The 19128-nt window shown below is 33.3% G+C and carries 20 protein-coding genes; 10 read left to right on the forward strand and 10 right to left on the reverse strand.

Translation table 11 applies throughout. The features are described 5' to 3' along the window. Positions 1-151: 151 nt before the first annotated feature. Complete coding sequence (locus IEW40_RS09755; RefSeq protein ID WP_229663424.1) at positions 152-1240, forward strand: cyanophycinase; 1089 nt, start codon at positions 152-154, stop codon at positions 1238-1240. A gap of 27 nt (positions 1241-1267) precedes the next feature. Here IEW40_RS09755 and IEW40_RS09760 read toward each other — a convergent pair whose 3' ends face one another. The 4 genes from IEW40_RS09760 to tsaE form a co-directional block, all read right to left on the reverse strand. Continuing rightward, positions 1268-2110: a prephenate dehydrogenase gene (locus IEW40_RS09760; RefSeq protein ID WP_188617910.1), complete on the reverse strand. Its 843-nt coding sequence runs from the start codon at positions 2108-2110 to the stop codon at positions 1268-1270. Positions 2111-2113: 3 nt separating this feature from the next. Next, positions 2114-2485, reverse strand: coding sequence for a DUF4258 domain-containing protein (locus tag IEW40_RS09765; protein ID WP_188617911.1), 372 nt, complete (start codon positions 2483-2485; stop codon positions 2114-2116). A 67-nt stretch (positions 2486-2552) separates the two neighbouring features. Further along, complete coding sequence (locus IEW40_RS09770) at positions 2553-3743, reverse strand: alanine dehydrogenase (RefSeq protein ID WP_188617912.1); 1191 nt, start codon at positions 3741-3743, stop codon at positions 2553-2555. A gap of 62 nt (positions 3744-3805) precedes the next feature. After that, positions 3806-4219, reverse strand: coding sequence for a tRNA (adenosine(37)-N6)-threonylcarbamoyltransferase complex ATPase subunit type 1 TsaE (gene tsaE, locus IEW40_RS09775; protein ID WP_188617913.1), 414 nt, complete (start codon positions 4217-4219; stop codon positions 3806-3808). Positions 4220-4389: 170 nt separating this feature from the next. Here tsaE and IEW40_RS09780 point away from each other — a divergent pair, with 170 nt between their 5' ends. Then, positions 4390-4683, forward strand: coding sequence for a hypothetical protein (locus IEW40_RS09780; RefSeq protein WP_188617914.1), 294 nt, complete (start codon positions 4390-4392; stop codon positions 4681-4683). Between the two features lie 98 nt (positions 4684-4781). On the opposite strand, the gene porX is transcribed toward IEW40_RS09780, so the two are convergent. Then, positions 4782-6323, reverse strand: a complete 1542-nt coding sequence (gene porX, locus IEW40_RS09785) for a T9SS response regulator signal transducer PorX (RefSeq protein WP_188617915.1) — start codon at positions 6321-6323, stop codon at positions 4782-4784. A gap of 280 nt (positions 6324-6603) precedes the next feature. Here porX and IEW40_RS09790 point away from each other — a divergent pair, with 280 nt between their 5' ends. From IEW40_RS09790 to IEW40_RS09825, 8 genes are all read left to right on the forward strand, one after another. Then, a complete protein-coding gene (locus IEW40_RS09790) occupies positions 6604-7818 on the forward strand; it encodes an HD domain-containing protein (protein ID WP_373283793.1) in 1215 nt (404 codons plus the stop codon). Between the two features lie 71 nt (positions 7819-7889). Beyond that, a complete protein-coding gene (gene lpxD / locus IEW40_RS09795; RefSeq protein WP_188617916.1) occupies positions 7890-8924 on the forward strand; it encodes a UDP-3-O-(3-hydroxymyristoyl)glucosamine N-acyltransferase in 1035 nt (344 codons plus the stop codon). Beyond that, complete coding sequence (locus IEW40_RS09800) at positions 8917-10317, forward strand: bifunctional UDP-3-O-[3-hydroxymyristoyl] N-acetylglucosamine deacetylase/3-hydroxyacyl-ACP dehydratase (RefSeq protein ID WP_188617917.1); 1401 nt, start codon at positions 8917-8919, stop codon at positions 10315-10317. Before lpxD ends, IEW40_RS09800 begins: the two co-directional genes overlap by 8 nt. Continuing rightward, positions 10314-11102 carry an acyl-ACP--UDP-N-acetylglucosamine O-acyltransferase gene (gene lpxA, locus IEW40_RS09805; protein ID WP_188617918.1) on the forward strand — a complete coding sequence of 263 codons (789 nt, stop codon included), beginning with the start codon at positions 10314-10316 and terminating at the stop codon, positions 11100-11102. The genes IEW40_RS09800 and lpxA overlap by 4 nt, the downstream gene beginning before the upstream one ends. 63 nt (positions 11103-11165) lie before the next feature. Then, on the forward strand, positions 11166-11729 hold the full coding sequence (gene efp, locus IEW40_RS09810) for an elongation factor P (RefSeq protein ID WP_188617919.1): 564 nt from the start codon (positions 11166-11168) through the stop codon (positions 11727-11729). Between the two features lie 95 nt (positions 11730-11824). Continuing rightward, positions 11825-12727, forward strand: a complete 903-nt coding sequence (locus tag IEW40_RS09815) for a UDP-3-O-(3-hydroxymyristoyl)glucosamine N-acyltransferase (RefSeq protein ID WP_188617920.1) — start codon at positions 11825-11827, stop codon at positions 12725-12727. Positions 12728-12787: 60 nt separating this feature from the next. After that, complete coding sequence (gene sucD / locus IEW40_RS09820; RefSeq protein WP_188617921.1) at positions 12788-13660, forward strand: succinate--CoA ligase subunit alpha; 873 nt, start codon at positions 12788-12790, stop codon at positions 13658-13660. 77 nt (positions 13661-13737) lie between these two features. Continuing rightward, on the forward strand, positions 13738-14370 hold the full coding sequence (locus IEW40_RS09825) for a porin family protein (RefSeq protein WP_188617922.1): 633 nt from the start codon (positions 13738-13740) through the stop codon (positions 14368-14370). Positions 14371-14460: 90 nt separating this feature from the next. On the opposite strand, the gene IEW40_RS09830 is transcribed toward IEW40_RS09825, so the two are convergent. The 5 genes from IEW40_RS09830 to dnaJ all read right to left on the reverse strand — a co-directional run bounded on the left by IEW40_RS09830 (position 14461) and on the right by dnaJ (position 19107). Further along, positions 14461-14826 (reverse strand): DUF1304 domain-containing protein, encoded by a 366-nt coding sequence (locus IEW40_RS09830; RefSeq protein WP_188617923.1) that lies wholly within the window; start codon positions 14824-14826, stop codon positions 14461-14463. 99 nt (positions 14827-14925) lie between these two features. After that, the gene (locus IEW40_RS09835) at positions 14926-16233 is read right to left on the reverse strand and encodes an ABC transporter permease (protein WP_188617924.1); all 1308 of its coding nucleotides are present in this window, start codon (positions 16231-16233) and stop codon (positions 14926-14928) included. Between the two features lie 35 nt (positions 16234-16268). Beyond that, positions 16269-17186 carry an ABC transporter ATP-binding protein gene (locus tag IEW40_RS09840; RefSeq protein ID WP_188617925.1) on the reverse strand — a complete coding sequence of 306 codons (918 nt, stop codon included), beginning with the start codon at positions 17184-17186 and terminating at the stop codon, positions 16269-16271. Between the two features lie 89 nt (positions 17187-17275). Then, the gene (locus tag IEW40_RS09845) at positions 17276-17818 is read right to left on the reverse strand and encodes a hypothetical protein (protein WP_188617926.1); all 543 of its coding nucleotides are present in this window, start codon (positions 17816-17818) and stop codon (positions 17276-17278) included. Positions 17819-17973: 155 nt separating this feature from the next. Continuing rightward, positions 17974-19107: a molecular chaperone DnaJ gene (dnaJ, locus tag IEW40_RS09850; RefSeq protein ID WP_188617927.1), complete on the reverse strand. Its 1134-nt coding sequence runs from the start codon at positions 19105-19107 to the stop codon at positions 17974-17976. Positions 19108-19128 lie beyond the last annotated feature (21 nt).

The following is a 19128-nucleotide window of genomic DNA, read 5'->3' on the forward strand; positions in this document are numbered from 1 at the left end:
GTTTCATCCACAGATAACTATCGTTGTTTTTTTTACATCTTTTAAATAATAATTATTATCTAGTTGTTGTATCTAGATTTAATCACTTATTATTTGTTTTTACTTAAAAAATAATAAGAAAATTTCTATTATTGCTTATAAAATAAAATTGATGAGAAGAGCAATATTCTATACGATAGTTCCTTTTTTAATGGCTTGTGGAAGAACAGATGATAACAATAATTCTAATGAAGTGCCCAATCCACAACCTACACCTACTAACTATACCTCTTACTTCGTGGGCAATAAAACAGATGCTAAAGTGTCTGCATTGGGAGGGATTTGCTTAATGGGTGGAGCTACAGAAGATGATAATGCAATGAAATGGTTTTTGAATAGAGCCAATGGTGGTGATGTTTTGATTTTAAGAGCATCTGGTGCTGATGGATACAATAAATATTTTTATGCTGATTTGGGCGTAAAAGTGAATTCTGTAGAAACCATTGTTTTCAATGATAAGTCGGCAAGCAATGTGGCATATATTTTAGATAAAATAGAAAAATCTGAAGCGATTTGGTTTGCAGGAGGAGACCAATGGAAGTATATTGATTATTGGAGAAATACTCCCATTCAGACAAAAATAAATGAGGCTTTGAAGAGAAATGTAGTGATTGGGGGTACAAGTGCAGGTATGGCAATACAAGGGAAATATATTTTTTCCGCTCAAAAAGGTTCTGTGACCTCTTCTGAAGCTCTTGCCAATCCATACGATGAGAAAGTAACGGTAGACAATGCTCCTTTTATTGATAATTCAATCTTAAGCAATGTGATTACTGATACACATTTTGATAATCCCGACAGAAAGGGGAGGTTAATGGCTTTTATGGCAAGAACACAGAAAGATAAAAATATCTTTATTAAAGCCATAGCCGCAGAAGAATATACAGCCGTGTGTATTTCCCCTGATGGAATTGCAAGTGTGTATGGTGATGAAGGTAAAGATGATTTCGCATACTTTGTGCAACACAATTGTGAGCTATCCAACCCATCACCTGAAAAAGTAGAAAATGCAAGTCCACTCATTTGGGATAGAGATAGCAAAGCACTCAAGGTTTATAAAATCAAAGGCACATCCACCGGAAACAATACGATAGACCTAAAAAATTGGAAAAATGTAAAAGGTGGAATTTGGGAAGATTGGAGTGTAAATAATAGTACAGTTAAAATAATTTCTAATACAACTTCGCCTAATTGTAAATAACAAAAAAACTTCCAATTTTGGAAGTTTTTACTTTAATATACCCCTTATTTTATTAGCGTTTCTAATCAGGTCTTCTAGAAGCTCGTAGTTTTCTTTTTCTAGAGCTGCTTTAAATTTTCTTAACTGCGTAATATGTTCATTGAGAACATCTAGCACGTTTTCTTTATTTTGTTTGAAAATAGGAACCCACATTTCTGGGTGAGATTTTGCCAAACGAACAGTACTAGAAAAACCCGAACTTGCCAATTGAAAAATGGTGTCTTCTTCTCTTTCTTTTTCTAAAACGGTATTTGCCAAAGCATAAGACGTAATATGCGAAATGTGAGAAATATAAGCAGTATGTATGTCGTGCGCTTCAGAAGCCATAAAAATGGTGTTCATTTCTAAGGTATTTGCCACTTTTTCTACCAAAGAAAATGCATCTTCAGCAGAATCTTCTTTGTCACAAATTACAGCAGCTCTACCCGAAAAACTTTCTTTTTGAGCAGATTTTGGACCAGAATTTTCAGTTCCCCACATTGGATGAAAAGCTACGTATCTGTGTCTTTTTGAGTGATTTTTAATGGCTGCTACAATTCCAGATTTGGTAGAACCTACATCCATCACAGTTTGATTTTCAGAAATTAAATCTAAAACTTGTGGCAAAATTTTCACTGTCGCATCTACAGGAATGGCTACTATGATGAGGTCTGCATTTTTAACTCCATTTTCTAGATTTTCAGCTTTGTCGATAATGCCTAATTCTAGAGCTTCCTGAAGGTGGTTTTCAGATTTATCAATTCCTATAAATTCATTAGCAAAATTTTTCTCACGCAATTTCAATGCGAGTGAACCGCCTATTAAACCTACACCTATTACTGCAACTTTCATTTTTTATTTTAGTTTCTTCAATGTTAAAAATTTAGCCTCGTTTTTACATTTTTCAAAAGTAATTTCGTAATGAACATTTTGTTCAGTAGAAATCAATAAATATTCCGGACAAGGTTCTTGCTGTGCTTTGCTTTTGTCAAAATTAATTTCTCCCTTTTTTAGAATATTTTCTTTCAAAAAATTTTCGTCTATTTTTAAAGATTGCATCTGAGTCTTAAATTCTTCAGAATAAGTAAATTCTTTAGAAAGCGTTTCTGCAATTACCCTAGAATTGGGAAGGTAACCACTACAACTAGCTCCTTTTTTATTCAAAATAAAAAATACAATAAGCAATCCAGGAATTAATCCAATGAAATAAAATTTTAGTTTTCTCATTATTTGAAAAACCTTGTCAAAGAAGGTTACTCTAACAAGGTTGAATTATATTAAAAATTATCTTTATTTAAAAAATCAACAAATTAATGTCGTGATAAGTTAAATCAAACTTGTCGCAAATTACCTTTTTGGTGTGTCTTCCTTTGTACATATAAAGCGATTGTTTCATCTCGTTTCTGCGAAGCAACATATTCTCGAAACCGCCCTCTTCGTCATAATTTAAAAGATAACTTAAGAAGAAATTAGAAATCGCTTTAGTGGTAGTTCTAGGCATTTTAGACGTTAAATTAGGTAAACCACAGTGCAAAACATCGTGCTTTATGATTACAGGATCTTCGTGAGAGGTAACTTCTGTGGTTTCTATACAACCGCCGTAATCTATCGTTAAATCTATAATTACGCTGCCTTTTTTCATCACTTTTACCATTTCTTCGGTTACTACAGGCGGCATATTAAGTCTAGGCAAAGCACCTATAACCACATCTGCTCTTCTCAGGCTTTTTTTCAATTCTTTGGGGTCTATGATTGAGGTAGGCACTCTGCTGTCTATAATGGTGTGCAATCTTCTTAATTTAGATAAAGAATTATCAAAAACCTTTACACTAGCGCCAAGACCAATGGCTGCTTTTGTAGCAAATTCTCCTACAATTCCTGCGCCTAGAATTACTACTTCTGTAGGGCGAACTCCAGTGATTCCGCCGAGCATTAATCCGTTTGATTTTGCTAGCAATTCTGCGGCATATAAAATAGACATTCCGCCTGCAATTTCGCCAATTAATCTAATTAACGAAAGTTGACGGTATTCATCCATTATAAATTCAAAAGCAATAGCGTTTACTTTTTTTTCTGCTAGTTTTTTAAAATATTCTTTGTCTCTTAGATTAATCTGAAGTGCAGAAACCAAATAAGCATTAGGTTTCAGATATTCCATTTCTTCTTCCGTAGGTGGATTAATTTTAAGAACCAAATCTTGTCCATACACTTCTTTAGGGTCAGAAGTTATTTGAGCACCTGCTTCAGAAAATTGTAAATCTGTGAAAAAAGTGGGTGTTCCTGCGCCAGTTTCTATAATAATATCGTGGCCGTGTTCTACTAAAACTTGCACAGCATCAGGAGTTATGCAGAGTCTTTTTTCGTTAAGACAAGTTTCCTTGGGAATCCCAATACTGAATTTTTTACCCTTTTTCAGTACTTCTAGTTTTTCTTCCTTAGGAATTAATTGTTCATCCGTAAATGGAGTGAATATTGTAGAGCCCATTTTAGCTTATTTTGAAAGTGCAAAGATACTAATTATTTAAGTTTCTGTATTCAAAATATTTATCATCTAAAAACTACTTCTCTGTAATCTCCGTGATTGGTAATTTTCATTTCGTGGTGAGGTAAATCTGCCAGTTCTTCTTCATAGATTTCTGGCCATTCTATAATGCACAGAAAAGCATTGTCTAGATATTCTTCAATCCCAAAATCGTAGGCTTCTTCTATTTTTTTGAGACGATAAAGGTCAAAGTGAAAAACCTTTCCTTTTGGAGAATTATATTCATTGACAATGGCATAAGTTGGCGAAGAAACTTCGTCTGAGCTGCCAATATTCTTTAATAAAAACTGAGAAAAAGTGGTTTTTCCTGCTCCTAAATTACCTTTTAGCAAAAGGATATTGTGTTGTAAATTTGGCAAAATATCATCAACTACTTTCTGCCAATCTTCTATTTTTTCTATGTGGAATGTTTGAGACATATTTCGTGAAATATTTTTCAAAAATACAAAATAGGAAATAAAATTTAATTTGTGATGAAATTTTATAGTTAACTTTCTGTATTTCAGTTTTTTAAATTCTTTAATTTAGCAAATGTATTTTTACCTACTAATTCTTGTATTTTTTATATATAATTTTAAATTTTAATAAAATGACAAAAGAAGAATTGTTAGAAATTGAATCAAAAGCTCATAATGAAATAAATGATTTCGTAAATGGAAAAGATGATTTTCTTTTTGAAGTAACCAAGCTAGAGAATGGTTATGAATTAAAAAACAAAAACAAAGATTACTATTATCAAATTACTAATATTGGATATAAATGGTTACTTGTTGTTATTATGGAAAAGGAATATCGTTTTGATGGTAGTGCATTAATCAATAATATGCAAAGGCATTATGATGGCTGGAATGGATATTTAGACGAAAAAATTAAAGAAGATTAGAGTTAATTAATATAGAAAATCTCATAAATATTAAAAAAGCGGAAAAAATCTACAGATTTTTTCCGCCCAATACCTAAGCAAAATAAACTATGAAAAAACTACTTAGGTTCTAAAATACTTATCGGGATTATCACTTCTTCTAGTGAAATTCCGCCGTGTTGGTAAGTGTCTTTGTAATAATTCACAAAGTGATTGTAATTTTTTGGGTACGCCAAAAAGATGTTGTTTTTTGCAAAAATATATTTGCTGCTCAAGTTGCCTTTTGGTAAAAATATTTTTTCGGGATTGGTAATTGCCCAAACATCTTTTTCGTCATACGTGAGAGATTTCCCAGTTTTGTAACGAATGTTGGTGCTGGTTTCTCTGTCGCCAACTACCTGAGACGGTTTTTTTACGTAAACCATTCCGTGGTCTGTGGTAATAACGAGTTTAAAACCATTTTCGGCGGCGAGTTTTATAATTTTTATCAGAGACGAGTTTTCAAACCAATTGTAAGTAAGACTTCGGAAGGTTTTGTCGTCTCTAATTAATTGATCTACAATATGATTGTCGGTTTTGGCGTGAGATAAAATATCAATAAAATTATAGACGATTACCAGCAAATCGTTGTTTTTATGTTGATTAAAATCTTCTAAAATCTTACGTTCAAATTCCGCATTTAGAATTTTTAAATATTTCATAGACTTGCTTTGCAGGCCTATTCTTTTCATTTGGTCTTCTAAAAAATCACGTTCGTGTTCGTTTTTATTGCCTTCTTCGTTATCATTAAACCATTTGTCTGGGAAACGTTTTTCTATTTCCGAAGGCATCAAACCTGCAAAAAAGGAATTTCTGGCGTATTGGGTAGCTGTAGGTAAAATACTGAAATAGTAATCTTCTGAAACTTTGTTGTAAAATTTTGCGAAAAGCGGTTCTACTACTTTCCACTGGTCATATCTCAAGTTATCTACCATTAGAAGAAGCACTTTGTCTTTTTCTAAAACTGGTTTCACTTTTTCTTTGAAAGCGGTATGAGACATGATTGGTTTTTCTGAAGAATTGAGCCAGTTTTCGTAATTTTTTTCAATAAATTTTGAAAATTGAATGTTGGCTTCTTCTTTTTGAGATTGCAGTAAGTCTGCAAATTCATTATCAAAAACTTTATCAAATTTAATTTCCCAAGCTAGAATTTTTTTGTAATATTCTGCCCAATCTTGGTAAGAATTCAGATAGCTAAGTTCCATTGATAGATTTCGGAAGCCTTGTTGGTATTCTAGTTTGGTTTTTTGTTCTACCAAATCATCTTCTTGAAGATTTTTCTTGAGTGACAGCAAAACTTGATTAGGGTTTACAGGTTTCAAGATGTAATCAGAAATTTCAGAACCAATGGCTTGTTCCATAATGTGTTCTTCCTCGTTTTTGGTTACCATTACAATTTTAATAGAAGAATCAAGGTTTTTGAGCATAGGAATTGCTTCCAAGCCAGAAATTCCGGGCATATTTTCGTCTAGCAAAGCCAACTGAAATTTCTCTGCCTCAATCATTTCTAGAGCTTCGTTTACATTATTAACTGGAGTTACAGCATAACCTTTATTTTCCAGGAAAACAATGTGTGGTTTTAGTAAATCTACTTCATCATCTATCCAAATTATTTTTGACATACGAGTTTTTGTTTAAAGTTTAAATTGTTTGATTAGGTTTGAAAAGTTTGAAAAGTTTGAAAAGTTTTGAAAAAATAGATTCATCATCCAACTTCTACCTTCCATCTTCCAACTTCCATCTTCCATCTTCCATCTTCCATCATCAAAACTATCAGTTCCAAAATTACGCCAAAAGTGTCTTAAATATTGTATAAAATAAATTGAAAATGGTTAAAAATCTGTTAAACTAAATTTCCTTAATTTTGTAAAATCATTTATCAATCATCATTTATCAATTATAATGAGCACCAACAAGCTGAAAATCATCAACGATCCTGTACACGGATTTATAAAAATTCCCCACGAAATTCTTTTTGATGTTATTGAGCATCGTTTTTTCCAGAGATTGCGCAGAATTTCGCAAACAGGTTTGTTGAGTTTGGTCTTTCCAGGAGCTACACACACCAGATTTCATCACGCAATTGGTGCTATGCATCTGATGTTTACAGCATTAGAAACTTTGAAACTAAAAGGAATAAAAATTTCTAAAGAAGAAGAAAAATCTGCGATGTTAGCTATTTTGTTGCACGATGTTGGGCACGGGCCGTTTTCTCATGCTTTAGAAAGTCTTCTGATGGAAGATTGGCATCACGAGAAACTTTCGATTTTGCTCATGAAAAAGATAAATGAAGAGTTTGGTGGAGAATTAACCATGGCTTTAGAAATGTTTCAAGGGAAATATCATAGAAAATTCTTTAACCAATTGATTTCATCGCAGTTAGATGTAGATAGGTTAGATTATCTGAAACGAGATAGTTTTTTTACGGGTGTTTCCGAAGGTAGTGTAAATACACAGAGAATTATCTCGATGATGAATGTTTGTGATGATGAATTGGTAATTGATGAAAAAGGAGTTTATTCTATAGAAAATTTCCTTACAGCGAGAATGTTTATGTATTGGCAAGTGTATTATCATAAAACTTCGGCTTTGGCAGAACATCTTTTGGTAAAAATTCTAAGCAGAGCAAAACAATTGATTTCCGAAGGAAAAAGCATAGAAGCTTACGGTAATCTAAAGTATTTTCTCTACAAAACAGACTTTGAAAAAGCTACGGAAGAAGATATCAAAAGATTTACTCAATTAGATGATACAGATGTGCTGTCTGCTATTAAAACTTGGCAAAATGACGATGATTTTGTGTTGAGTTATTTTTGTAAAGCGGTAGCACAAAGGAAATTTCCGAAAACAGTATTTTCGTCTCATTCATTTGACCAAAATTTAATTGATGAAAAAATACAGAAAACCAATGATTTTTTTGGAATTACAAATGGAAATTTGTTGGTCGAACAAATCAGCAGAACCTTGCTTCCTTATGACACCGAAAAACAGCCAATTTTTTTATTAAATAAAAATGGAGAAAAAATAAAGCTAGAAGATGCAGAAACGCAGATTCTATCGGCACACATTAATCAACCTACTACCAAGAATATTTTTTATTTTCCAAGAGAAATTTAATGTCTTATGCAAGGCATCAAAATTGATTAAATTTTATCTACTATTTGTAGAAATTCGTATCTTTGCAAGATATGGAATTTACTGCAGCTCAAATTGCAAGTTTTATCAATGGGAAAATCATTGGAGACGAGAATGCTTCTATAAACGGCGTTTCACCTATCGAAAATGCTGAAAAAGGGCAACTTTCTTTTGTCTCTCAGGAGAAATTTGCAGATTATATTTTTTCATCAGACGCATCTGTTATCATTGTTTCTGAGAAGTTTGTGAAAGAAGGAAATTATAAATCTACCCTTATTCTGGTGGAAGATGCTTATCTCTCTTTTCAGGTACTGATGAATCTTTATCAGCAAATGAGAGAAGAAAAAAAATCAGGTATAGAGCAGCCTTCTACCATTTCTGATAGTGCTATACTTGGTGAAAATGTTTATGTAGGAGCACATACTTATATTTCAGAAAAAGTAAAAATAGGGAAATCTACCCAAATTTATCCTCAGGTATATATTGGTAAAAATGTAAAAATCGGAGAAAATTGTACTATCTACAGTGGTGCTAGAGTGTATGATTTTTGCGTGATAGGAGACAACTGCATCATTCATTCTAATACCGTAATTGGTAGTGATGGTTTTGGTTTTCAACCAACTAATGATGGTTACCAAAAAATTCCACAATTGGGAAATGTAGTCTTAGAAAATAATGTAGAAATAGGCTCTAATTGCAGTATAGATAGAGGAACTATAGGTTCTACCATTATAGGTGAAGGAACCAAAATTGATAATCTAATCCAAATTGCTCACAATGTAAAAATAGGTAAAAATAATGTTATTGCTGCGCAAGCAGGGATTGCTGGTTCTACCGTAATTGGAGATTGGAATATGATTGGCGGGCAAACAGGAATTGTAGGACATATAAAAATAGGTAATCAAGTTAGAATACAAGCACAAAGTGGGGTAAACGCTAATGTAAATGATGGCGAAACTTTGTACGGCTCACCTGCCATTTCTGCTGGTGATTACAGAAGAAACTATGTACACTTCCGAAACTTGACCGAAATAGTAAAAAGAATTTCAGAATTAGAAAAAAAATCAAAAGAAGGTACTAATGACTGATAAGCAGAAAACCCTTGGAGGTGAAGTTTCACTTTCTGGGATTGGACTTCATACAGGCAAAGAAGTTCATCTTACCATAAAACCTGCCAAAGAAAATACAGGTTTTGTTTTTGTTAGAACAGATCTAGAAGGAAAACCTCAGGTAGAAGCAGATGTAAACTACGTTACTACCACAGAAAGAGGAACAACTTTAGAAAAATTAGGCGTAAAAATTCATACTTGTGAGCATCTTTTGGCTGCATTAGTTGGGATGGATGTAGATAATGCCATCTTAGAAATGGATAGCGCAGAACCACCAATTATGGATGGATCTTCTAAATTTTTTGTTGAAGCTATAGAAACCGTAGGTGTAGTAGAACAAGAACAATTAAGAGAATATTTGGTAATAAAAGAAGTAATGAACTATGTAGATCCTAATACTGGTTCAGAAATTACCATAATCCCATCAGAAAACTACGAAATTACCACCATGGTAGATTTTGGTACAAAAATTTTGGGAACTCAGAATGCTTCTCTTAAAAATATTTCAGATTTCAAAGAAGAAATTTCATCTGCTAGAACTTTCAGCTTCTTGCACGAACTAGAAATGCTTCTAGATAATGGCTTAATAAAAGGTGGAGACATCTCAAACGCTATTGTTTATGTAGATAAAGAACTTACCCCAGAAACGGCTGAAAAACTGAAAAAAGCTTTTGGTAAAGACGAAGTTTCTATGAGACCCAATGGTATCTTAGATAATCTTACTCTTAATTTCCCGAATGAAGCTGCACGTCACAAATTACTAGATGTGATTGGAGATTTGGCGCTTACTGGAGTTAAAATTAAAGGAAAAGTTATTGCCAATAAACCAGGACATTTTGTAAACACACAGTTTGCCAAAAAACTAAACAGACAGTGGAAATTGCACAAAAAGAAAAACGTGCCAGACTTTGATTTGAAGGCAGAACCCGTTTTTGATATCAATGGTATTATGAAACTGCTTCCGCATAGACCACCGTTTTTATTGATTGACAAAATTTTAGAATTGTCAGAATCTCATGTGGTGGGTCTTAAAAACGTGTCTATGAACGAACCGTTTTTTGTGGGACACTTCCCTAAAGAACCTGTAATGCCAGGTGTTTTACAGATTGAAGCAATGGCACAAACTGGTGGTATTTTAGTTTTGGCCAATGTACCAGACCCAGAAAATTATTCTACTTATTTTGTAAAAATAGATAAAGTAAAATTCAAGAAAAAAGTAATCCCTGGTGATACTTTAATCTTTAAAATAGAATTAATAGAGCCTATTAGAAGAGGCATTGTTCATATGCAAGGATTCGGTTATGTAGGAGATAGCGTAGTGGTTGAAGCAGAACTGATGGCTCAAGTTGCTAAAACAAAAACAGAAGTATGATTCATCAATTAGCTGCAGTAGACAGACGTGCTAAAATTGGCAAAGATGTTACCATAGAACCATTTACTACCATTGCTGGCGATGTAGAAATAGGAGACGGAACTTGGATTGGCCCAAACGTAACCATTATGGATGGTGCTAGAATTGGAAAAAATTGTAGAATTTTTCCCGGAACTGTAATTTCTGCTATTCCTCAAGATTTAAAATTTGATGGCGAAGATACCCAAACCATCGTAGGAGATAGAACTACCATTAGAGAATGTGTAACCATCAACCGTGGAACTAAGGCATTAGGCTACACCAAAATCGGAAATGATTGCCTTATTATGGCTACCAGTCACATTGCCCACGATTGTGTCTTAGGCAATAATGTAATTATTGTAAATGGTTGTGGCATTGCAGGGCACGTAGAAATTGGTGATTTTACTGTAATGGGAGGCCTCTCTGCAGTACACCAATTTGGGAAAATTGGTAAACATGTGATGATTTCCGGAGGTACATTAGTAAGAAAGGATATTCCTCCTTATGTAAAAGTTGCCCGAGAACCTATGTCATACGCGGGAATTAATTCTGTAGGTCTTAGAAGAAGAGGTTTTAGTAATGATAGAATCTTTGAAATTCAAAAAATTTATAGAGCGGTATTCCAAATGAAAATGAATATTTCACAATCATTAAGTTTCATAGAAAAAGAACTACCTCCTACTGAAGATAGAGACGAAATCCTAGAATTTATCAAAAACTCTCCGAGAGGTATTGTAAAAGGTTATGGCTCAGGAAAAGAATAGAGTTATTTAATTTAGTAGCATTAAATCTTATCAAATAAAAAAATTCAAAATAATATATTTTTAATGGCAACAAGCAATGATATTAAAAAAGGACTTTGTATAGAATATAGTAATGACATTTACAAAGTAATTGAGTTTCTACACGTAAAACCAGGTAAAGGGCCTGCTTTCGTAAGAACTAAACTAAAATCTGTAACCAACGGAAAAGTGATTGATAATACTTTCTCAGCTGGTCATAAAATAGACGAAGTAAAAGTAATTACTCGTAAATTTCAATATTTATATGATGATGAAAATGGTTATCATTTTATGAATAATGAAGATTTCTCTCAGATGTATCTTAACAAAGAAATGATTGAGAATGCTCAATTTATGAAAGCTGGTGAAGAAGTAACCATCATCATGAAAGAAGCAGACGAAACGCCTCTTTCAGCTGAAATTCCACCTACAGTTTATCTAGAAGTCATAGAAGCTGACCCAGGTGTAAAAGGAAATACAGCCACCAATGCTCTTAAAAATGCAATTGTAGAAACAGGAGCTAGAGTTTTAGTGCCTCTTTTCATTGAAGCTGGTGATAAAATTAAGGTGAATACTGAAGACGGTTCTTACTTAGAAAGAGTTAAATAATTTTTTTACAAAAAATATACAAAGCTGGAGGTTATATTTCTTCCAGCTTTTGTATTTTTACACCATTATTTAAATAAAATTATTCCCAAAATAAAATGAGATTTCAATCCCCACAATCCCTTGCAACAATTGCAGAACTTATAGATGCAAAGTTTATAGGAAATCCTGATTTCCAAGTATTAGGTACTAATGAAATCCACCGAGTAAAAGCGGGCGAAATTGTTTTCGTAAATCACCCAAAATACTACGATAAAGCACTCAATTCAGACGCAACTATTATTCTTATAGATAAAGAAGTTGATTGTCCTGAAGGTAAGGCGCTTATAATTTCAGATGATCCTTTCAGAGATTTTAATAAAATTAATGAACATTATCAAGGAATTCAAACTTTTGAAACTACCAATCAAAATGTGAAAATTGGTAAAAATTGTAAAATACACCCTTCGGTAATTATAGGAAATGATGTAACTATTGGTGATAATTGTATGATTTTCCCTAATGTTGTAATTGGAGATAGAACCATAATTGGCAACAACTGCATTATACAATCTGGTACTGTTTTAGGAGGAGATGCATTTTATTATAACAAAAATTCTGAAGGATATAGAAAAATGCTCTCTGTAGGAAATGTAATTCTTGAAGACCATGTAGAAATAGGTGTGAATTGCTGCATTGATAGAGGAGTTACAGATTCTACCATCATAAAAAAAGGTTCTAAACTCGATAATTTAATTCAGGTAGGTCATGATACGGTTCTTGGTGAAAGAACTTTGGTGGCATCTGGTACTATGATAGCTGGCTGTTGTATTGTAGAAGATGATGTACAAATTTGGGGACAAGTAGGCATAGCATCTGGCAAAAGAGTAGGAAAAGGGGCAGTACTTCTTGGGAAGACAGGGGTAAATAAAGATTTAGAAGGTGGTAAAACTTATTTCGGTAGTTTAGCAGAAGAATTTAGAGAATATTTAAAAAAAGAAGTGAAGCTTAAAAATTTATAATGAATTTACTTTGCTCAAAAACTTAAAAAATACTATTTTTACAAAAATTAAAAAAATAAAATGTCAGTATTAGTAAACAAAGATTCAAAAGTAATCGTACAAGGATTTACAGGTAACGAAGGAACTTTCCACGCAAGCCAAATGATAGAATACGGTACTAACGTAGTAGGTGGTGTAACCCCAGGAAAAGGCGGCACAGAACACCTTGGCAAACCAGTTTTTAATACAGTTGCAGATGCTGTAGCAAAAGCTGGAGCTAATGTAAGTATCATTTTCGTGCCACCAGCATTTGCCGCAGATGCAGTAATGGAAGCTGCAGAAGCTGGAATTAAAGTAATCGTTTGTATTACAGAGGGTATTCCTGTTGCTGATATGGTAAAAGTAAAAGAATACATCAAAGATAAAGGAGCTAGATTAATAGGGCCTAACTGCCCAGGAATCATTACTTCAGACGAAGCAAAAATTGGTATTATGCCTGGTTTTGTTTTCAAGAAAGGTAAAGTCGGTATTGTTTCTAAATCTGGTACACTTACTTATGAAGCAGCAGACCAAGTAGTAAGAGCTGGTTATGGTGTTTCTACCGCTATTGGTATTGGAGGAGACCCAATTATTGGCACTACTACCAAAGAAGCTTTAGAATTATTTATTAATGACCCAGAAACTGAAGCAGTAGTGATGATTGGTGAAATTGGTGGTTCTCTAGAAGCTGAAGCTGCTAGATGGTACAAAGCAAGTGGTTCTACTAAACCAGTAGTTGGTTTTATTGCAGGGCAAACTGCTCCTAAAGGTAGAACTATGGGACATGCTGGTGCTATTGTAGGTGGTGCAGAAGATACAGCACAAGCCAAAATGGCAATTATGAGAGAAAACGGAATAAATGTGGTAGATTCTCCTGCGGATATTGGTAAAACTGTTGCCAAAGTATTAGGATAATTTTCTATATTTGAATATAATTTATAAAACTTCATAATACATTCTATTATGAAGTTTTATTTTAAATAAAACACACAATGAAAAATTCTGTTAAAAAAAGTGCACTTGTCTTGTCTATTCTAGCTTATTATTTAGGTTTTGCACAGATAGATTTCAGTTCTACTAGGTTTGGAGTAACTGCTGGGCCCACTTATTCTAGAGTACAAAATGCTCACAATCCTTCTTCTGCTAGAGTTAATTTCTTTGCAGGCGCATTTGCAATAATCCCTATAGGTGGAGATGATATGTTTTACTTACAACCAGGAGTGGAGTATCTTGGTGCTGGTGAAAACGGACAAGGATCTGCTAAATATGGTAGCAATTATATAAGCGTTCCTCTTTATTTTAAAGCTTATTTTTCTGAAGCAGAATCAGAGTTTTTTGGTCAATTGGGACCTAGATTTGGTTTTTTGTTGAGTCAGTCTATTAAAAATCCTACTAAATCGATTTATAATGAACAAGAATATGGCAAAGCAGCTGGGTTTGATTTTGCAGTGTCTGCAGGTCTAGGTTTTAGTTTTAAAAGAAAATTAGAAATTTTCACAAGATTTGATTATGGAATTACAGATAATTTACCTGACTTAAAAGGAAAAGAACCATTTGACGCTTCAAGTTTTAAAACTAAAAAACAACACGTACTTTCAGCTGGAATTTCTTATATTTTTGATTAAATGTAAGAAATTGATGATAAAATTTAAAGATTTCTTTAAAATTGGATCTCTATCAATAAGTAAAAACTCAAGAAATTTTTCTTGAGTTTTTTATTGTAATAATACTGCTATCAATGCCAAAATTGCAGGTAAAGCTTGCACAAAAAATATCTTTTTAGAAGCAGAAACAGCGCCGTAAACTCCAGCTGCAATTACACAACCCAAAAAGAAAATTTGAATATTGGTTTTCCATTCTGGGTTTTCTATCAAAAAACTCCAGATTAATCCTGCGGATAAAAAACCATTGTATAATCCTTGGTTGGCTGCCAGTTTTTTGGTGGGTTTAAAGAGTTCATCTGGCAAAGAACCTTTAAATGTTTTCTTGCCCAAAGTTTCCCAAGCAAACATTTCCATATACAAAATATAAAGATGTTCTAGAGCAACAAGTGAAACGAGGATAGTGGCTAAGATTTGCATAATTTTTTTAATATTAATATAATTTTCTACTAATTTAACAAAAAAATCGCTACATCACTGCAACGATTTTAATTGATTAATTTCTTTAATTTTTAATTCCTAACTCGTTCTTATCCATTTCCAAAGTTCCTTAAAAGTAGCTTTGTTTCCGTACATCAAAATTCCTACTCTGTAGATTTTTGCAGCTATGTACACCATTCCTAAAGTAAAAACAACCAACAAAAATATAGAAAGTACAATCTGCCAAACGGGTACTCCAAAAGGTATTCTGGCCACCATAGCAACTGGCGATGTAAGCGGTATTATAGATAACCAAAACGCCATAGGTCCTTCAGGATTATTCATAATACTAAAGCTTCCGTACATTCCTAAAATAAGCGGTAAAATCCCAAAAATGGTAAATTGTTGGGTTTCAGTTTCGTTATCTACGGCTGAACCAATAGCTGCATACATAGAACTGTAAAAAATATAACCTAAGAAAAAGAAGGCAATAAATACAAAAATAATCATTCCGTAATTTAAGCTTAATAAATTATGGAAAACTAAAGTCAGCATTTCTTTTATTCCACCAATTTTTGCCATCGGATTATCTGCATTTTGGGCAATAGCAGGCGTATAATTATTGTTAAAAATACTGGCAGCAACCACAGACATGGTAATCCAAATTGCAAATTGTGTAAGCGCCACCAAAGTTACTCCTAAGATTTTGCCCATCATCAATTCAAATGGTTTTACCGATGAAATCAATATTTCTACAACACGGTTGTTTTTTTCTTCTAGCACGCTGCGCATTACACGTACACCGTATATCATAATAAACATAAAAATAATGTACATTAGAGACATACTCATCACAGATTTTACTCCAAAAGCAAAATTATCATCTTGTTTGGCTTTATCTACCACGTTTTCTGTGGCAATCATAAATTTTTGGTCTAATGCTAAAAGTTGCCCTTCTGTAAGACCTAATTTTTTAATTTTTTCTTTTTTGATGACCTCAGAAAGTTGAGAAGAAATTTTGGACTGAGCATCAAAACCTATTTTTTTATTGATGTAGAGTTTGCTGTTTTTTTCTAAAATATCAAGATTATTATCTGTATTTGTAGGAATTACGAGAACTCCGTCCATATCTTCTACATTTTTGAGAGCAACTAATAGAGATTTCTCTGTTTCGGAAGGAACAAAGGTATATTTTATGTCTTTGTCAGATTTTAGTTGAGTGCGGAAAATCCCAGATTTATCTATTACGCTCAGTTTGGTCTGCGTTTCATTAGCCTTAAACATAAAGGTAATTAATGCAATAAAACCTGCCAATAAAAGTGGAGCAAGCATCGTGAGAATGAGGAAAGATTTTTTCTTAACTTGAGTAAGGTATTCTCTTTTGGTGATAATGAAGATGTTTTTCATTTTGTAGGATGTTGGGTGATGGATGTTTGATGAAATTAACTTTGTGCTTGTGAAGTTACTGCCGTAATGAAAACTTCGTTCATACTTGGGATTTTTTCATCGAAGCTTCTAATCTTTCCGACTTTCATCAGATCATTTAAGAGAAGATTTTGATCTTCGTTATAACTCAAATCAAAGGAGATAAGTCCGTGTTTGTCTGTTACATCTCCGAAATTGTATTTATTTTTTAAAGCGTCAAGTTGTTCAAAATTTACTTCAGACAAAACAATATTATATAAATTTTGTTTGAATTTTTCTCTTACCTCAAAAATTTTTCCATCTAGAATTTTTTTAGAATTATTGATGAGCGCTACGCTGTCGCACATTTCTTCTACGCTTTCCATGCGGTGTGTAGAGAGAATGATTGTAGTGCCTTGCTCTTTTAATTTCAAAATTTGGTCTTTTACCAAGTTGGCATTTACAGGGTCAAAACCAGAAAAAGGTTCATCTAAAATTAATAATTTGGGTTGATGAAGTACAGTTACCACAAACTGTATTTTCTGTGCCATTCCTTTAGAAAGTTCAGATAATTTTTTCTTCCACCAGTGGTCTATTTCCAATTGGTCAAACCAATATTTAGCTTGTTCTAGTGCGTGATTTTTAGACATTCCTTTTAGCTCTCCGAAGTAGAGGAGTTGGTCACCCACCGTCATATTTTTATAAAGACCTCTTTCTTCGGGCATATAACCAATGTCTTTAATATGATTAGGATTAAGTTTTTCTCCGTTAATGAAAATTTCGCCAGTATCAGCTTGTGTAATCTGATTGATGATGCGGATGAAACTGGTTTTTCCGGCTCCATTCGGGCCAAGAAGTCCGTAAACCGAACCAGCAGGAACTTCTATACTGAAATCTTGTAGCGCTATTTTCTTTCCAGCGTTATACGTTTTAGAAACATTTTTAGCTTGTAGCATTTTCTTTATTTTTCTCTAAAGTTAGTTGCTAAATTACGGAAATGTTACATAAAAAGTGATTGAAATTTTTTATTTATAGAATTTATGAGTCATAAACTATTTTCATATTTATAAATATCTAATTTTTGAAGTTCTGCATTAATTCTATCTAACCATTCTTTTTGTTTTGGGTTTTTTCTAAAAAGAATTTCTTTGTCAAGGACTAAAAAAGAATCCTCATTTTCTGCATCAAACTGGTCATTTGTCTTTTGTTTTTTCTTTTCCCAATGTTCTACGATATTTCTATAGGTTTGCAGATTGGTTACGTTTTTTCTGGCAAGGCTGTCTGCAGATTTTCTGATTTTTCTGGCATACAATTCAGAAATGTTAAAATGAATTTGCTCGTGTTGTAATACATAGGCATTTTTTACCATCATCCAAGATTGGTCTTTGTGGAAATAGTTTTTTACCACCATTTTCGGTGCGGTTAATTTATTTTTTTGCGTGGTAAGAACTTCGAAGGAAATAGAACTAATAGCACCTAAAAATTTTTTGCCACCAATTTTTACGGTATCTTTTTGTATGGCTTTAAAGTCATTGATTTGTAATGAATTGTTGTTTTCCCAAAGGATTAAATCATCAGTCTTATTCATAAAGTTTAAGAATAAAACCAAAGCGAAAAATGAGATTATTTTGAAAAGAGATTTCATACTCTAAAAACTAAATATTTTCAGAAATATTATGAAAAAGCCATTCCAAAAATATTGAAATGGCTTTTATATCATTTATAAATAGCAAAAACTGATTGCTAATTAAACATATCTCTTACTTTATCAAAAAAAGATTTTTCTTTACCAGATGGTTCTGCCTGCATTTCTCCTTTTGTAATTGCATTTTCGAAGAATTCTTTTTGTTCTTTTGTCAATTTTTGAGGAGTCCAAACATTTACGTGAATAAACATATCACCTTTACCATAAGAATCTATGCTTGGTAAGCCTTTGCCAGCTAATCTTAAGATTTTGCCAGATTGTGTACCTGCATCTATTTTAATTTTCACTTTTCCGCCTACAGTATTAATTTCTTTAGTTGTTCCTAGAGCAGCTTCTGCAAAAGAAATGTATAATTCTTGGTGTAGGTTATCACCTTCACGTTTTATATTTTGGTCTTGTTCTTCTTCTATAACCACCAATAAATCTCCTGGAATTCCGCCGAAAGGGGCATCATTTCCTTTTCCTCTTACATTGAGCTGAATGCCATCTCTAGCACCAGCAGGAATATTGATGCTCACTTCTTCGTCTGTTTTTACAAGACCTTCTGCATTGGCACCAGCAGGTATTTTATCTGCTACTTTTCCTAGTCCGCCACAAGTTCCGCAAGTAGTTTGTGTTTGCATTTGCCCAAACATAGTATTCATTACTTTAATCTGAGCGCCGCTTCCGTGACAAGTAGGACAGGTTTTAGAAGTAACACCTGGAGCTAGTTTTAGACGTTTTACTTTAATGGTTTTGGTAGTACCATTTACCATTTCTTCTAAGTTCAGTTTAATTCTTACTCTTAGGTTAGAACCTTTAATTTGTTGTTGTCTTCCGCCACCGCCGAAACCACCAAATCCGCCACCAAAATGACCGCCGAAAATATCTCCGAATTGTGAGAAAATATCTTCCATACTCATTCCGCCGCCGAAACCACCACCACCGAAACCGCCGCCAGCAGCTCCGCCTACACCAGCGTGCCCGAATTGGTCGTATCTAGCGCGTTTGTCATTATCACTTAGTATTTCATAAGCTTCTGCAGCTTCTTTAAATTTTTCTTCAGCAGATTTATCTCCCGGATTTTTGTCTGGGTGAAATTTGATGGCTAACTTACGGTAAGCCTTCTTTATTTCGTCTGCGCTGGCTGATTTAGAAACGCCTAATATTTCGTAATAATCTCTTTTTGACATTTTTATAATTGATTTTAGATA

The sequence above is a fragment of the Cloacibacterium rupense genome (assembly GCF_014645495.1).
Taxonomy (GTDB): domain Bacteria; phylum Bacteroidota; class Bacteroidia; order Flavobacteriales; family Weeksellaceae; genus Cloacibacterium; species Cloacibacterium rupense.

Coding starts and splice junctions, on each gene's coding strand:
- IEW40_RS09755 (WP_229663424.1), top strand. CDS start 152: ATGAGAAGAGCAATATTCTATACGATAGTTCCTTTTTTAATGGCTTGT.
- dnaJ (WP_188617927.1), bottom strand. CDS start 19,107: ATGTCAAAAAGAGATTATTACGAAATATTAGGCGTTTCTAAATCAGCC.
- IEW40_RS09835 (WP_188617924.1), bottom strand. CDS start 16,233: ATGAAAAACATCTTCATTATCACCAAAAGAGAATACCTTACTCAAGTT.
- IEW40_RS09770 (WP_188617912.1), bottom strand. CDS start 3,743: ATGGGCTCTACAATATTCACTCCATTTACGGATGAACAATTAATTCCT.
- IEW40_RS09790 (WP_373283793.1), top strand. CDS start 6,604: ATGAGCACCAACAAGCTGAAAATCATCAACGATCCTGTACACGGATTT.
- lpxA (WP_188617918.1), top strand. CDS start 10,314: ATGATTCATCAATTAGCTGCAGTAGACAGACGTGCTAAAATTGGCAAA.
- IEW40_RS09760 (WP_188617910.1), bottom strand. CDS start 2,110: ATGAAAGTTGCAGTAATAGGTGTAGGTTTAATAGGCGGTTCACTCGCA.
- IEW40_RS09780 (WP_188617914.1), top strand. CDS start 4,390: ATGACAAAAGAAGAATTGTTAGAAATTGAATCAAAAGCTCATAATGAA.
- IEW40_RS09800 (WP_188617917.1), top strand. CDS start 8,917: ATGACTGATAAGCAGAAAACCCTTGGAGGTGAAGTTTCACTTTCTGGG.
- IEW40_RS09845 (WP_188617926.1), bottom strand. CDS start 17,818: ATGAATAAGACTGATGATTTAATCCTTTGGGAAAACAACAATTCATTA.
- tsaE (WP_188617913.1), bottom strand. CDS start 4,219: ATGTCTCAAACATTCCACATAGAAAAAATAGAAGATTGGCAGAAAGTA.
- IEW40_RS09765 (WP_188617911.1), bottom strand. CDS start 2,485: ATGAGAAAACTAAAATTTTATTTCATTGGATTAATTCCTGGATTGCTT.
- IEW40_RS09830 (WP_188617923.1), bottom strand. CDS start 14,826: ATGCAAATCTTAGCCACTATCCTCGTTTCACTTGTTGCTCTAGAACAT.
- lpxD (WP_188617916.1), top strand. CDS start 7,890: ATGGAATTTACTGCAGCTCAAATTGCAAGTTTTATCAATGGGAAAATC.
- IEW40_RS09815 (WP_188617920.1), top strand. CDS start 11,825: ATGAGATTTCAATCCCCACAATCCCTTGCAACAATTGCAGAACTTATA.
- efp (WP_188617919.1), top strand. CDS start 11,166: ATGGCAACAAGCAATGATATTAAAAAAGGACTTTGTATAGAATATAGT.
- IEW40_RS09840 (WP_188617925.1), bottom strand. CDS start 17,186: ATGCTACAAGCTAAAAATGTTTCTAAAACGTATAACGCTGGAAAGAAA.
- IEW40_RS09825 (WP_188617922.1), top strand. CDS start 13,738: ATGAAAAATTCTGTTAAAAAAAGTGCACTTGTCTTGTCTATTCTAGCT.
- porX (WP_188617915.1), bottom strand. CDS start 6,323: ATGTCAAAAATAATTTGGATAGATGATGAAGTAGATTTACTAAAACCA.
- sucD (WP_188617921.1), top strand. CDS start 12,788: ATGTCAGTATTAGTAAACAAAGATTCAAAAGTAATCGTACAAGGATTT.